The sequence below is a fragment of the Haemophilus sp. C1 genome, from assembly GCF_001276515.1.
Taxonomy (GTDB): Bacteria; Pseudomonadota; Gammaproteobacteria; order Enterobacterales; family Pasteurellaceae; genus Haemophilus.
On record NZ_LDVZ01000014.1, the window covers coordinates 1 to 14,935 of the forward strand.

Here is a 14,935-nt window from a genome sequence, read left to right on the forward strand (position 1 = left end):
AATTATCGTGATATTCGATATAATTTAGGCGTATCTTATCGCTTCTAATTTATATTATTGAATTGTTTGAAAAGGTGGATTTTTATCCACCTTTAATTTACCGGAAATTCTTCAATGACAACAGGAAGTTGTAAAATTTTGCCTAATCGTAGAATGGTGACGAGAACTTTTGAATTAGGTTTTGTATTTGCGATAATTTGCATCATTTCTCGGGCTGAAATGCCTTCTTGATTATTTAATTTCAAAATCACATCGCCAACATGAATACCTGATTTCGCTGCAGGACTGTTCGGGCTTACACCTGTAATCACTATGCCTTCTTCATTACTTGAACTAATATCACTTTGCACACCAAAATAACCTCGAATCACACGCCCATCTCGTATAATTTTCTGTAAAACATCATTTGCAATATCCATTGGAATGGCAAAATTTAGTCCTTCTGCTATTTCATTGGCGGTTTTGCCAATACTAAGGGTGCTGATTCCAACTAATTCCCCTGCAGAATTAATTAATGCGCCGCCTGAGTTGCCGCGGTTAATTGAAGCATCGGTTTGGATAAAGTTTTGTCTGCCAACAGAATCACCTACAGCATTACGTCCCACTGCGCTAATAATACCTTGAGACACACTTTGTCCTAAGTTGTAGGGATTACCAATTGCTAATACCACATCACCGACATGAGCTTGACGATTTGAATTTTGTGGTATGGTTGAAAGATTATTTGCACGAATTTTGAGAACAGCGAGATCAGTGAGGTTATCTGAACCAACAAGACTGGCCTCAAAAATATTTCCGTTTTGCAACGCTACTACAATTTGATCCGCATTTTGGATAACGTGTTTATTAGTCAGAATATAGCCATCTTTACTCATAATCACGCCAGAACCTAAGTTATTCACTTGTAGCTGATCATTATCATTAATGCTGGCGGAAGAAAAAGAGCGGTTATAAACATTTACTACTGCTGGAGAAGCAATACGCACCGCATTTTTGAATGATACAATATCATCAGTAGTGAAGATGTTGCTGTTATTCAGTCTTGGAACCGCAAACAAAATCACGCCCGCAGCAGCCAAGCCCCAAAGTGCGGAATGGAAAAGTTTTTTAAGCATTTAGGTTCCTTTCGGTATGTAAGTTAATTTTATATCGTCACCGATTTGTTCTAATTCATTAAGTTGCCATAGTGGTGCATCGGCAAGTTTAGTTAAATTCGGTAATTGGCATAGACCACGAGCATTGTCGCCAAGTAATTTGGGCGCAACGTAAATAATCAATTCATCCACTAATTTCGCATCAATTAAACTACCCGCTAAATTTGCTCCAGCTTCTACCCAAAGGGTATTTATTTGTCGTTTTCCCAGTTCTCGCATTAATTCTTTTAGTAAATTTTCTTTAGGAAGAATAATTTGTTCACAAAAATCAGGAAAATCTGTTAAATCACGCGCCTCACTTGAAACTAACCAAACGGGAGAATGCGTTAAAAAAAGTTTATGAGTCGGTTGAATGCGATGTTGTGAATCTAAAATGACTCGTACAGGCTGGCGAAGATCTTCTTTTTTATATTCTGTTTTAAGATTTTCAGGAAATTCATCCCAGCGTACATTAAGGCTTGGATCATCTGCAAGTACTGTCGCAGAAGTGGATAAAAGTGCGGATGATTTTGCACGCATTTTTTGTACGTCCGAACGAGCATCTGGGCCCGTAATCCATTTACTTTCTCCACTTGCCATTGCAGTTCGCCCATCTAAACTCATCGCGAGTTTGAGTTGAACAAAAGGCATACTTTGACGCATTCGTTTTAAAAAGCCTTTATTTATTTTTTCCGCTTGATCGTTCAATAAATTCACCGAACTTTCGATGCCAGCATCAGACAACATTTTCAAACCTTTTCCTGCGACTTGAGGATTCGGATCTTGCATAGCTGCAATGACTTTCACTATACCAGCCTCGATTAATCCTAATGCACAAGGCGGTGTGCGACCATAATGAGAGCAGGGCTCTAAGGTGACGTAAGCGGTTGCTCCTTTGGCATTTTCACCCGCTTGAGCTAAGGCAACACGTTCAGCATGAGGTTGCCCTGCTTTAAAATGAAAGCCTTCCCCCACAATTTCACCATTTTTTACCAATACGCATCCTACCGATGGATTTGGTGTGGTGGTATATTGCCCTTTGGCGGCTAAATCCAAGGCACGTTGCATAAATTTGTGATCTTGTGCGGAAAATTCGCTCATGGTTAATCCTTTAAGCTCTCAATTTCTTTGGTGAATTGATTAATGTTATCGAAACTCAAATAGACCGATGCAAAACGAATATAAGCCACTTTATCGAGTTTTTTTAACTCATTCATCGCGAGTTTTCCAACCAGTTTACTTGGTACTTCACGTTCACCCGTCGCGCGTAATTGAAAAATTATATGGTTAATTGCTTGTTCAACATCATCCGCACTTACAGGGCGTTTTTCCAACGCATGCTGAATACCACTGCGTAATTTATCTTCATTGAACGGTTCTCGAGTGCCGTCAGTTTTAATAATTTTTGGTACGATTAATTCGGCTGTTTCAAAGGTGGTAAAACGCTCATGACAATGGCCACACTCACGACGACGGCGAACCTGATAGCCATCCGATACCAAACGGCTATCAATTACCTTGGTTTCTTCTGTAAAACAAAATGGACAGCGCATAGACAATTCTCCGTAAAAAGGGCAGTTATCTTAGCAAAAAATCGGTTCTTTGACGATTAGCTTTATGCCTTTCTTGTCTTCTTTTGTACGAATAATAAGCCAAACCAATCTTTTGTTTGTTTTAATAATTTTTCAATATTTTCAGGTTGTTTAAATCTTGAGGTCTGCGCCAATATGCGTGACCAATATAGATCGGCTTTTGACCCGAAACTATTACTTTCAGTTAATTCCTGAAGTTTTTCAGAAACAGAATTTTCATCACTCACAATAAAATCACTTATATTTCTTACTGTTGGTACCAATTGGATTTCTATTTGGCTTTGTAAATAATCTTTTACGTAAGTTTGTAATTGAGCGAGAGCGGTTTCACGCTCTATAGGCGGTAATTCGATAACTTGATCTTGCGTAATTAATTGTGGTGGTATCGCATTTTCTTGTGTGACACATTGAATCAAATAATAAATCCAAGGACGGATACAATAGCGATCTTTGTATTTCGCAAAATGCCACTGAATTACCTGTGAATCATCGCCAAATAAAGGCTCCATATAACCAAATAGACGAATTTCTTGATTTTTATTTTGCCAATCTACGGCAATATTAAAATCTATAGAAGCCTGTTTAGGCTCGCCAAGATCCGCTATTTTCTCTTTAAATTCTAGAACATTGTTGCGAATATTTTCAGCATAAACTTTTCCAAATTCGGCTCGAGGTAATACGCCTTTAACTTCTGCTTGTCTAAAATAATCAGCAAAATTTTGTTCATCAAGATAGATTAAGTCATTATTGAGCGCGTAATTATCTAATCCGCTTAAGGTAAAGTTTTCACTGTCGGCAATACGATCATCTTCATCACGGAAATAGACACCGAGTTGTTTTTCAAAGAAAAATTTCACAGGGTTTTCAACAAAGCTGACTAAACGATCCAGTTCAATTTCTTCGATTTTTTCTGGGTTTTCTGTCATCGTGACGGCAAATTCTGAATTGCTAGCTGTCGCGTCAAATTGCGCTATTGGCAACCATTTTGTCGCAAAAGAGCGGATAAATTTTTCGTTATATTTGAAATTATCTGGGCTAAATGCGGTCATTGGATGTTCAATGACAGTAAGGACATTTTCACTTTGACCTTGATTAATATAATCCACGAGTTGGCTTACCAATACAGATGGTTCTTTCGGTTGATTATCTGTAATGGAACGCCCAACATAGCTGATATAGCAATAATTACGTGCGGCTAATAAGGCCTCTAAGAACAAATAACGATCATCATCACGACGAACACGGTCGCCTTTTTGATGATGATATTGCATTAAATCAAAACTGTTTGGTGTTTGTGTTCTAGGGTAATCCGCATCATTCATTCCAAGTAAACAAACTACTTTGAATGGTACAGAACGCATTGGTAATAAGGTGCAGAAGTTTACTTTTCCTGCAAGGAATTTGAGGCTATTTGGCGCATCTTCCAATTTCATTGTGATGACATCGGCAATCACATCTGCTTGTAATTCTTCAGTAAAATGGAGCATTTTTAGATGCTCAGCTAATTCATTAATTTTCTCTTGAATATAGAAAATCGTGTCGCTAGTGTCTTCATTTTGTATGAAGAAATCTGATAAAAGTGCGGTTAAAATTTCTTGCCATTTTTCGATGGAATGTGCTTGTTGCAGCGTTTCATGTAGTGCGGAAAGTGCGGTGAAAAAGTGAGATAAATTTCCAGCAAGTTCACCCTTTAAGCCATAGCTGCTGTTTAAGCCCAGACTATCTTGCCAAATACCCTGCTCTTCACGCATCGCATAGCCTAACATCATTCTTTCTAATCCAGCCTGCCAAGAATTGAAATTGATGCCATCTTGATTTTTTTGCAAACCGAAACGAATCCCAGAATCCGCCACCCATTCTCGCACTAATGGCAAATCAGCAAGAGAAATATTAAATCGTTCTCGCATCGCAGGAATATCCAACAACGCTAAGACATCCTCTGCACTAAAATTGCTTTCTTTTAATCGTAATAAAGTTAAGTAACTTGATACCAACACATCGCTTTCTGAAAGTTTATTATCCGAAAGTGAAAATGGAATTTGTGGGGCATCTCCATTTTTTTGCCCGAAAACTGCCTGAATATAAGGTGTGTATTGGTTAATATCAGCCACCATAACAACCACATCTTTTGGCGTAAGGTTAGGATCTTGATTGAATAAATCCAGTAAATAATCGTGCAATACTTCCACTTCCCGCATAGCACTGTGGCAAGAATGTAGGGTTAAAGTGCGGTCATTTTTTGCGATATTTAGCGGTTTATTTTCTAAATGCAGAATTTGAGATTGCAATTGTCCAAGTAAACCCTTTGTATTAATTTCTTGATAGGCATTGACGGGATAAGTTGGAATATGTTCTTCATCTCGCACTAATGTGTAAAGAAAATCTCGCCCCATTTTTCCCCAAGCCGCCAGTAACGGATTGCCTACTTGAAGGTTTTCATTTTGATAAGTGACATCAAACTGAGCGTTTTCTAGTTGAGAAAGTTGATCTTCGGAAAAGAGCGGTTGATTTTCATCTTGTTTATTGAATTGATAACGCTGACGAGAACGCAAATAATCGAGGCGTAAATCGCTAATATCTCCCCAATATTCTTGGCATGGATTATTAAAAAATAAATGAATATCCACTTCTGATGACATGGCTTGCAAAATATTGAGATAAGCAGTTGGAAGCGCAGGAATACCAAAAATAAATATGCGTGAAGGTAATTTTTTCGGTGCTTTTTTATCCGCAAGCAAGGCTAAGAACTGATTATGCAAAGCTGCCCGATGGGTGGCATCACCAACATCTGATTTAACATCAACGACCAATGCACGCCATAACTCACCTTGCCATTTTGTATTGCCTTGAATTTGCTCAAACAACGTATTGTTGAGGTTAGGTTGTTGTTTTTGTATTTGAGCAGTGATTTGTTCATCTTCGCCTTTTTCCCAAGCAAAAATCCATTCAGGTCGATAAACCAAATATTGGTCAAATAAATCAGCAATTTTGCTGCTGAGTTGATAAAGTTTGTATTGTTCAGAATGTGGCGAGGACGCTAAATAATTGCGTAAAGGTGAAAAACTTTCTTTCTCGAGAAAAGTCGGGATTAATCGCATTAAGCGCCATGTCATTGAATCTTTATCAAAAGGGTTTTCCAATGCCGTTGCAGGTAAGTTTTGAGCATAAAGTTGCCAAATAAAACTTGCTGGCATAGGAAATTTTAGGTTCGCTGAAATGCCTGTTTCTTTCGCTAATTCAATTTGCAGCCATTGCGCCATACCCGGGCTTTGAACCAAGATAATATCTTGTTGAAAAGGATCTTCCGGCGGTAAAGATTTGAATAAGGAAGAAAGAATTTCTTTTTGTTTTTCGAGTTGATTAGAGTAGTAAACAATGAACACAATGGCGACCTTTTGAGGATTTGATTTAGAAAAAGACAAGCCCCATTTTACTTAGTTTTTATCGAAATTTCACCCATAGGATAACGCACAATCACGCGTTCGTTTTGACATTGAACACGAAAAGTTAAGCCATTTTGTTGTATTAATTGTTCACAAGGTAACCCTAAAAATTGGCGTTGAGCTTGATTCTCCGCAACTTGTATCGCCTGAAAATCTTGATAAGTTTTCACCGCACTTTTTCTTTGGCTTGCCGTCCATTGATTGAAAGCAATAAATAAAACGCTAAATAAAGCCAAAGAAAATAATAGGGTAGTGAGCGACATGCCTTTATTCATCTGGAACATTAAAATCACTCCAACTTTTTTCTGCCAACTGCCATTGACTATATTGTTGCACTAAGGTTGTTACAACCGGTTTGCCATAGGCTAAAGTCACGCCATCTAAAGTTAAATTTCCGTTGGTGATCACCGCGCCACTAATCCTCCCTTTGCCCGTTAGTTTTAAATCTCCCTCTGCAATTAATACAGCAGACACAGTGCCATTAATTTCAACTTCCACTTGAGAATCTGAAAACCAATAAAGTTTAGGTGTTTTATTAGAGTTTAAACTTTTGGGCGGAGAAGAAAAGTGCGGTCGAAAATCCGTTAGTTTTTCTGTGTGAATAAAATCTTTCAATGCACCTTGATTATCGCCTCGTGTAGGTGATTTTTTAAATAGGCTCATTCTTTCACACCAAAGAAAATATTGAATTGCATCGGTGGCACCATCAAGCGTGATGCTGATTTGCTTTACACTTTCATTATTACTTAACGGTAAATCAAGGCAGGCAGTTTGTTTTTTCTCCTCTGTCATTTTTTGCAGTTGTAATGTTCTTTCCACATAGTGTTTTCGTTGATTTTGTTGTACACGAAAAAAACTTAAATGACTGTCATCCAACAATAAGATTACGGTTAATAAACCTGAAATAAAAATCAGAATAGTCAGCGTAATAATGCCTTTTTGTATTCTCATTGTTTTTGATTCCAGAGCGCAACGACAAGGGAGGTTTCATAACTGATGTTTGGGGTTTGTTTTAAATTTCCTTTCAGCTTAATTTCTAATCCTTTTCCTTCGATTAACCAATTAAATTGTAGGGTAGTGACTTCGTATTCATTATTGTCTAATAAATCCGTCCAACCTCCCCCAGCGTTGCAAGCCGATTGTTGAAAAGCTCGTTTACAAGTTTCTGCTGTGCAATTAGTTGGAATAACACTTTGATAAGTCAGTTTGGTTTTTATCATTTTGTTACTCACTTTATAACCGAATAATTCTTCTGTACTGTTTTTAGATGTATTTTTCCCATTTTTCATACAGGTTTTCGGTGAATCTTTGCCAATACAGCCATTTTTATTTAAATCATAAAAGAACAACACGCAACTATTAAGTGGGGCGTTATCTTCTTGGCTAATGAAAATGGACGTGCCTTGTTCATCTAATTCAAATAAAGATAAATTGCTTTCTTTTCCTTTTGTATTTAATGCTCTAAATCCTAATCGACGAAGATCTTTACCAATAAGCTGTAATGTTCGTTGTAATTCTGCTTGTAGTTTTAAATGCAATAACATCTGTTGATTTTGCGTTTGTATTTGCACATAAAAATGCGAAATGCTCAGCAATAATAAAGACGATAACGCCATAGAAATCATCAGTGCTAATAGGGTTTGCCCTTTTAATAATGTTTTCATGATTGATTGCATGCACTAGCCGCTTGATTGGTTTTCAAACGAATACTGCCAACATTGAAAAATGAAAATAATGTACGTTCATTTTCCGCTTGTAGAATAAAACAACGAGTAACACTCGTATTACGAGCCCCATAAAATCTTGTAATTTCTTTAGGATAAAGGTACTGGCTTTGAATCATCGTTTTTTTAGGGAAATAAGGATAGTAAAAATGAGCATAAACCTCTTTCGGGCAGTTTGTTGGGTTTAAACAATCGCAAGTTTGATCATTTTTTACTTGTGCCGTTAAGCACCATTGTTGTGTCGCAAGGTTACGATTGATAAGTAAAAACCACACTTCCGATGAATTTTCAGCCCGTGCTTGAATTTGGCGTAGAAATAAATATAGGTGATGTTGCTCTTTGGCTAAAATCGTTTTAGGTGAATCTGTTTGCCATAATGGCACGGCAAAATTCAGCGCAATGCTGATGATTGCTAACCCAATCAATAATTCCACTAATGTCACACCTTTCTGCATAAAACTCTCCAATTTTCTACCGCACTTTAATGGTAAATAATTAATGGAAAAATCACTTCATGCTATTTTTGCGATCTGTATCGCAAACTTTTCCTGAAAACCTATAAAAACCATTGTTTTATAATTTTCAACTGGTTATTTTGGCAAATCTCGCTATAATGGCGCGGAATTTTTCTGTTCTTTAAAATCTGGTGGAAATATGAATCCAATGTTAAATATCGCCATTCGCGCGGCACGAAAAGCGGGCAATGTGATTGCTAAAAATTATGAACGCCGTGATGCTATCGAAAGCACACAAAAAGGTATTAATGATTATGTGACAAACGTTGATAAAGCGGCAGAAGCAGAAATCATTGAAATTATTCGTAAATCTTATCCTGACCACACCATCATTAGCGAAGAAACAGGTGCGCTTGAAGGCAAAGATAGCGATGTACAATGGGTGATTGATCCACTAGATGGTACCCGCAATTTTATGACGGGCCTTCCTCATTTTGCCGTGTCTATCGCAATTCGTGTAAAAAATCGCACTGAAGTCGGGGTTGTTTACGATCCAATCCGTAATGAATTATTTACCGCTGTGCGTGGTGAAGGCGCAAAATTAAACGAAGTACGTTTGCGTGTAGATAGTAAACGCGAAATTCAAGGTTCAATTTTAGCGACTGGTTTCCCATTCAAACAACCAAAATTAATGCCAACTCAATTTGCAATGATGAATGCCTTAATTGAAGATGCTGCGGATTTCCGTCGCACTGGTTCTGCAGCATTGGATTTATGCTATGTGGCGTCAAACCGTATTGATGGCTATTTTGAAATGGGCTTAAAAGCCTGGGATTGCGCAGCAGGCGATTTAATCGTGCGTGAAGCGGGTGGTTTAGTCTGTGATTTTGATGCAGGTAACGGCTACTTACGCAGCGGTAATATCATCGCAGCCCCATCACGCGTAATAAAAGAAATGTTAAATAAAATTCGTCCTTGTTTAGGTGCTGAATTTAATCATTAATTTTTATAAGCACAATAGCACCTATTTAAGGTGCTATTTTTAATTTTATTAATGAAACATACTTGATTAGCGACTTTATCTGCGCATCAACGAAAAAAACGACGATATTATGCTTCCAGAACTTGGCTTTTTCCTTCTTTTACTCGCAACAGCTAGCGCGTTTTTTCTTGCGTTAGTGCCTCAATTTGGGTTATTCAAAAAAAATCCTACTTTAATTAATGCCGCCTGGCCGCTTAGTTATATTTTTACCCTTGCGACGACATTCTCAATTGGTTTGCTTGCTTATTCTTTTGCGGTAGATGACTTTACCCTTGAATATGTAGCGGCACATTCTAATTCCCAATTACCTACATTTTTTAAAGTGGCTGCCACTTGGGGCGGGCATGAAGGTTCAATGTTGTTTTGGTTATTTTCATTGAGTTTATGGCTTGCTGCTTTTGCTTTTTTTAATCGAAAAAATGACCGCACTTTTTCCGCTCAATCTTTATCTTTATTGGGATTGATTTGCTTCGGTTTTGCAGCATTTATCTTATTTTATTCCAATCCATTTGGACGTATTTTCCCTGCACCAGCAGAAGGGCGCGATCTTAATCCAATGTTGCAAGATGTGGGATTAATTTTCCATCCACCATTGTTATATGTTGGCTATGTGGGCTTTGCGGTGAATTTTGCAATGAGTTTGAGTGCGTTGATTTATAACCAGTCAGCGCGGAAAATTGCACGTTCAATGCGTGGCTGGGTGTTGTTTTCTTGGTTATTTTTAACCATTGGCATTGTGCTTGGTGCTTGGTGGGCATATTACGAGCTCGGCTGGGGCGGTTGGTGGTTCTGGGATCCCGTAGAAAATGCGTCTTTAATGCCTTGGTTGCTTGGTTTGGCGTTATTACACAGTTTAATGGCAACGGAAAAACAAGGCGTATTTAGTTATTGGACAACGCTTTTTTCTCTGCTTGCTTTTGCCTTTAGCGTATTAGGCACGTTTATTGTTCGTTCTGGCGCACTCACTTCTGTGCATGCTTTTGCATTGGATAACACGCGCGGTTATGTGTTGTTATTAATTTTCTTTGTTTTGACGGTGTTAGCCTTTGGATTATTCGCCTTACGAGCGGGCAGTTCATCAGAAAGTGTGGTGAAATTTCAGTTCGTTTCTAAATCTGGTGGCATTTTATTGTTGAATATTTTGCTGACCATTGCGACGGTTTCTACCTTTTTAGGCACCTTTTACCCCATGTTATTCCAAGCGATGAATTGGGGCTCAATTTCGGTGGGAGGTCCTTATTTTAATAGTATTTTCTTTCCTATTATTACGGCGATTTTAATCTTAATGGTAATTGCACTTAGCATACGTAAGGGGCAATTTGATCGCGCATTATTGATACGTTGTGTATGGTTGCTTATTCCATCTTTAATTCTTGCTGGCTTGATTATTTGGCAACAGCTACGCCATAATTCGGCGTTGAATTTTCACACTTTCGCCTTTGTGTTATTAACTCTTGCAATTTGGCTTTTGTTAGTCACTTTATGGCAAAATTGGCGACAAATTCGTTTGTCTCAATTTGGTATGATTTTAGCACACTGTGGTGTGGCGATTGTGACTATCAGTGCGGTGATGAGCGGTTATTTTGGCAGTGAAATTGGTGTGCGTTTAGCCCCGCAACAAAGCCAAACGTTGGGGCAATATGAATTTCACTATCGTCAATTTTCTAATGAAATCGGGCCAAACTTTACGGCAGAAGTTGCTTTTTTTGACGTAACTGAAAATGGTAAACCTTATGCAGAAATTATCCCCGAACGCCGTTATTACGATGTTCGTACAATGACAATGAGTGAAGTGGGGCTTGATGGTGGTTTCTGGGGCGATTTATATATTGTGATGGGCGATTCTCTCGGCAAAGGGGAATTTACTTTCCGCTTACACTACAAACCACTGATTCGTTGGCTTTGGGCTGGCGGTATTTTAATGGCCTTTGGCGCACTTTTTAGCTTCTTCGGATTACGCAGAAAACAGGAAAAATAATGAACAAAAAACTTCTCTTTTTTGCACCGCTCTTTGTGCTTTTAGGCGTGTGTGTATTATTAATCGCAGGGTTAAATCAAGATCCGAAAAAAATTGCGTCGGCTTTAATTGATAAACCTGTTCCAGAGTTTTATCAGGCTAATTTACATGAGCCATCGCAAATCGTAAGCCCGAAAGATTTTCCTAAACAGCTATTTTTATTAAATGTGTGGGGCAGTTGGTGTGGTTATTGCAAGGAAGAGCATCCGCTGTTGATTGAGATTGCAAAAAACTTGCCTATGGTGGGCGTGGATTATCGCGATAATCCTCAAAATGGCATTGAAATGCTTAAGCGAATGGGCAATCCGTTCGTCTTGACCATTGATGATAGTCATGGTGAATTGGGATTAAAATTGGGCGTGGATGGCGCGCCAGAAACTTATCTTGTGGATGAAAATGGTGTGATTCGTTATCGTCATTCTGGTTTACTGGATAAAGAAACTTGGCAAACGGTATTTTTGCCAAAAATTGAAGCATTGAAGAACAAATGAAAAGCCTATTAGATATTTTTACTCGAGTTCAAAAAACGTTTGTTTTTGCAACCGCACTTTTATTTGCATTTTCCTTATTCGCCCAAGCGGAAATGGTGGATACCTATCAATTCCAAAATCAAAATGATCGTACTCGCGCCGTAGAGTTGGCAAAATCTTTACGCTGCCCACAATGTCAAAACCAAAATTTGGTGGAATCTAATTCTCCAATTGCTTATGACTTGCGTCTTGAAGTGTACAAAATGGTAGATGAGGGCAAAACCGATCAGCAAATTATCGATCAAATGACCGCTAGATTTGGCGATTTTGTGAATTACAAACCGCCATTCAAATGGAATACAGCCTTGTTATGGTTATTGCCAATCGCGCTTTTAATTTTAGCTGCCACATTGCTTTATTTATCAAATAGAAAAAAACAGTTTTCAGAAAAAGTGGTTGCACAACAACTAGAGAATGATGAAATAATTCCCCCCCCCTCAGCCTTTGGCAGCTCCCCCCGCAAGCAAGGGGAGCCAAGTAAACTTTCTAAGGGAAAAGTAAATAGCAAAATTTATTTTGTGCTTTTTACTTTACTCATCGCTATTCCAACTGTTTATTATTTTTCTCTTGATCGTTTTAGTCGTGTTCAACAAGGCGAGCAATCAATGATTGAGCAACATAATCAAAATGTTGAAATGAATGATGAACACAAAAATGAAAATGTGATTGAGAAGATCCAAAATAAACTGCGTACTGATCCAAACAATGCGGAAACTTGGCTTCAACTTGGGGAAGCCTATGTGCAGAATAATGAATTTGATAGTGCGCTTATTGCTTATTCTAACGCGGAAAAAATATTAGGCAGTAAACCTAATATTTTAGGCTTGGCAGCCACCGCACTTTATTATCAAGCAGGCCAGCAAGTGACCTCAAAAGTCGAGCAACTTTTAAATGAAGCTTTGGCAAAAGATAAAAATGAAGTATCTAGTCTTTCTTTGTTAGCGACGATTGCCTTAGAAAATCGCCAATATCAACAAGCCAGTGCCTATTTACAGCAATTATTAGATTCTGGTAATGCGGCAGTGGATCGTCGTTCCGTTATTCAACGAATGAAGATGTTGGATTTTTTACAACGTGGTGAAAAAGGGCAAAATCCGTGAGCCAATATTCTGAAAATATTATTATTGGTGCAGGTGCGGCAGGATTATTTTGTGCGGCACAGTTGGCTAAGTTAGGCAAGTCGGTGACAGTTTTCGATAACGGCAAAAAAATCGGACGTAAGATTTTGATGTCGGGTGGTGGCTTTTGTAATTTCACCAATTTAGAGGTTACGTCTGCTCATTACCTTTCACAAAATCCTCATTTCGTCAAATCAGCCCTTGCTCGTTATACCAATTGGGATTTTATTTCTTTAGTAGCGGAGCAGGGGATTGCTTATCACGAAAAGGAATTAGGGCAATTATTTTGTGATGATGGCGCAGAACAAATCGTTGAAATGCTGAAATCTGAATGCGATAAATATGGTGCTAAGATTTTATTGCGTAGCGAAGTTTCTCAAGTTGAACGGATTCAAAATGATGAAAAAGAGCGGTTTGTTTTACAGGTAAATTCAACCCAATGGCAGTGTAAAAATTTGATTGTTGCCACAGGTGGGCTTTCTATGCCCGGACTTGGCGCAACGCCATTTGGCTATCAAATCGCGGAACAATTTGGTATTCCTGTTATTCCGCCTCGTGCGAGTTTAGTGCCTTTTACGTATCGAGAAACAGATAAATTTTTAACCGCACTTTCAGGCATTAGCTTGCCAGTCACGATCACGGCGCAGAGCGGAAAATCTTTTCACAACCAGCTTTTATTTACTCATCGTGGTATTTCAGGCCCTGCGGTATTGCAAATTTCCAATTATTGGCAGCCAACTGAGTCTGTAGAAATTGATTTATTACCGAACCACAATTTGGAAGAGGAAATTAATCAAGCAAAACAATCTTCGCCAAAACAAATGTTGAAAACCATCTTGGTTCGATTATTGCCGAAAAAATTGCTCGAGCTTTGGATTGAACAAGGCCTTATGCAAGATGAAGTTATCGCTAACATCAGCAAAGTGCGGGTAAAAAATCTAGTGGATTTTATTCATCACTGGGAATTTACCCCAAATGGCACAGAGGGCTATCGTACGGCTGAAGTGACAATGGGCGGTGTGGATACTAAAGTAATTTCTTCTAAAACAATGGAAAGCAGTCAAGTGAGCGGTTTGTATTTTATTGGTGAAGTATTGGATGTGGCAGGCTGGCTCGGCGGCTATAACTTCCAGTGGGCGTGGAGCTCGGCTTATGCTTGTGCGGTGGCGATTGCGGAATAGAGTGAGAACTTGCAGATTGTTGGTTTAGGAGGATAAAAATATCCTCCTTTTTTATTTTTAGATTAAAGAATATCTAATAATTCTACTTCAAATACGAGTGTTGAGAATGGCGGAATTGATGCGCCAGCGCCACGTTCACCATAAGCAAGTTCGTGTGGAATAGTGAGTTTCCATTTAGAACCTACCGGCATCATTTGTAATGCTTCAACCCAACCACGGATGACGCCATTTACTGGAAATTCAGCTGGTGTGCCACGAGCAACAGAGCTGTCGAATACGGTACCATCTGGTAATGTACCAGTGTAGTGTACACGCACTTTATCTGTTGCAGCTGGTTTTGCGCCATTGCCTTCAGTCATGATTTCGTATTGCAAACCGCTATCGGTTACGTTTACGCCCGCTTTTTTCGCATTTTCTTCTAAGAATTTTTTGCCTTCTTCTTCAATGGCTTTAAATTGTGCTTGTTGTGCTTCAGCAGCTTGTTGTTGAAGAGCTTGAACAGAATGCATTAACTCATTGATGTCTAATGCAGGTTGATTATGGTTTAATGCGTCAAAAATACCTTTCGCCACCGCTTCAACGGTGATCTCCATTTGGCTATCGGCTAATTGTTGGCCAATTTGCAAACCAATACCGTAGCTGCCTTTTTCAGAAACGCTTTCTAATTTTACTTGTTCAAAATTCATTTGATGTTTTCCTT

At 38.6% G+C, this 14,935-nt stretch carries 14 protein-coding genes; 5 read left to right on the forward strand and 9 right to left on the reverse strand.

Features of this window, described 5'->3' with window-relative positions:
- Positions 1-92: 92 nt before the first annotated feature.
- The 8 genes from degS to ABW51_RS06370 all read right to left on the reverse strand — a co-directional run bounded on the left by degS (position 93) and on the right by ABW51_RS06370 (position 8,347).
- On the reverse strand, positions 93-1,115 hold the full coding sequence (degS, locus tag ABW51_RS06335) for an outer membrane-stress sensor serine endopeptidase DegS (RefSeq protein ID WP_053466040.1): 1,023 nt from the start codon (positions 1,113-1,115) through the stop codon (positions 93-95).
- Positions 1,116-2,234: a bifunctional diaminohydroxyphosphoribosylaminopyrimidine deaminase/5-amino-6-(5-phosphoribosylamino)uracil reductase RibD gene (gene ribD / locus ABW51_RS06340; protein WP_053466041.1), complete on the reverse strand. Its 1,119-nt coding sequence runs from the start codon at positions 2,232-2,234 to the stop codon at positions 1,116-1,118.
- Positions 2,235-2,236: 2 nt separating this feature from the next.
- The gene (gene nrdR, locus ABW51_RS06345) at positions 2,237-2,686 is read right to left on the reverse strand and encodes a transcriptional regulator NrdR (RefSeq protein ID WP_005627362.1); all 450 of its coding nucleotides are present in this window, start codon (positions 2,684-2,686) and stop codon (positions 2,237-2,239) included.
- A gap of 62 nt (positions 2,687-2,748) precedes the next feature.
- Entirely contained in the window at positions 2,749-6,108 is a 3,360-nt protein-coding gene (gene recC / locus ABW51_RS06350) for an exodeoxyribonuclease V subunit gamma (RefSeq protein WP_053466042.1), read from the reverse strand.
- A 47-nt stretch (positions 6,109-6,155) separates the two neighbouring features.
- Positions 6,156-6,443 (reverse strand): DUF5374 domain-containing protein, encoded by a 288-nt coding sequence (locus ABW51_RS06355; RefSeq protein ID WP_032825578.1) that lies wholly within the window; start codon positions 6,441-6,443, stop codon positions 6,156-6,158.
- Positions 6,436-7,119 carry a DUF2572 family protein gene (locus ABW51_RS06360; RefSeq protein ID WP_053466043.1) on the reverse strand — a complete coding sequence of 228 codons (684 nt, stop codon included), beginning with the start codon at positions 7,117-7,119 and terminating at the stop codon, positions 6,436-6,438. The genes ABW51_RS06355 and ABW51_RS06360 overlap by 8 nt, the downstream gene beginning before the upstream one ends.
- The gene (locus ABW51_RS06365; protein ID WP_053466076.1) at positions 7,116-7,835 is read right to left on the reverse strand and encodes a PulJ/GspJ family protein; all 720 of its coding nucleotides are present in this window, start codon (positions 7,833-7,835) and stop codon (positions 7,116-7,118) included. The genes ABW51_RS06360 and ABW51_RS06365 overlap by 4 nt, the downstream gene beginning before the upstream one ends.
- Complete coding sequence (locus tag ABW51_RS06370) at positions 7,829-8,347, reverse strand: type II secretion system protein (protein WP_053466044.1); 519 nt, start codon at positions 8,345-8,347, stop codon at positions 7,829-7,831. Before ABW51_RS06370 ends, ABW51_RS06365 begins: the two co-directional genes overlap by 7 nt.
- A gap of 199 nt (positions 8,348-8,546) precedes the next feature.
- Here ABW51_RS06370 and suhB point away from each other — a divergent pair, with 199 nt between their 5' ends.
- The 5 genes from suhB (at position 8,547) to ABW51_RS06395 (ending at position 14,235) form a co-directional block, all read left to right on the forward strand.
- On the forward strand, positions 8,547-9,350 hold the full coding sequence (gene suhB, locus ABW51_RS06375; RefSeq protein ID WP_046941986.1) for an inositol-1-monophosphatase: 804 nt from the start codon (positions 8,547-8,549) through the stop codon (positions 9,348-9,350).
- A 109-nt stretch (positions 9,351-9,459) separates the two neighbouring features.
- Positions 9,460-11,367, forward strand: a complete 1,908-nt coding sequence (nrfE, locus tag ABW51_RS06380; protein WP_053466045.1) for a heme lyase NrfEFG subunit NrfE — start codon at positions 9,460-9,462, stop codon at positions 11,365-11,367.
- Positions 11,367-11,897, forward strand: a complete 531-nt coding sequence (locus ABW51_RS06385) for a DsbE family thiol:disulfide interchange protein (RefSeq protein WP_053466046.1) — start codon at positions 11,367-11,369, stop codon at positions 11,895-11,897. Before nrfE ends, ABW51_RS06385 begins: the two co-directional genes overlap by 1 nt.
- The gene (gene nrfF / locus ABW51_RS06390; protein WP_053466047.1) at positions 11,894-13,036 is read left to right on the forward strand and encodes a heme lyase NrfEFG subunit NrfF; all 1,143 of its coding nucleotides are present in this window, start codon (positions 11,894-11,896) and stop codon (positions 13,034-13,036) included. The genes ABW51_RS06385 and nrfF overlap by 4 nt, the downstream gene beginning before the upstream one ends.
- Positions 13,033-14,235, forward strand: coding sequence for an NAD(P)/FAD-dependent oxidoreductase (locus ABW51_RS06395; protein WP_053466048.1), 1,203 nt, complete (start codon positions 13,033-13,035; stop codon positions 14,233-14,235). The genes nrfF and ABW51_RS06395 overlap by 4 nt, the downstream gene beginning before the upstream one ends.
- Before the next feature lie 62 nt (positions 14,236-14,297).
- Here ABW51_RS06395 and ABW51_RS06400 read toward each other — a convergent pair whose 3' ends face one another.
- On the reverse strand, positions 14,298-14,921 hold the full coding sequence (locus tag ABW51_RS06400) for an FKBP-type peptidyl-prolyl cis-trans isomerase (RefSeq protein WP_053466049.1): 624 nt from the start codon (positions 14,919-14,921) through the stop codon (positions 14,298-14,300).
- Positions 14,922-14,935 lie beyond the last annotated feature (14 nt).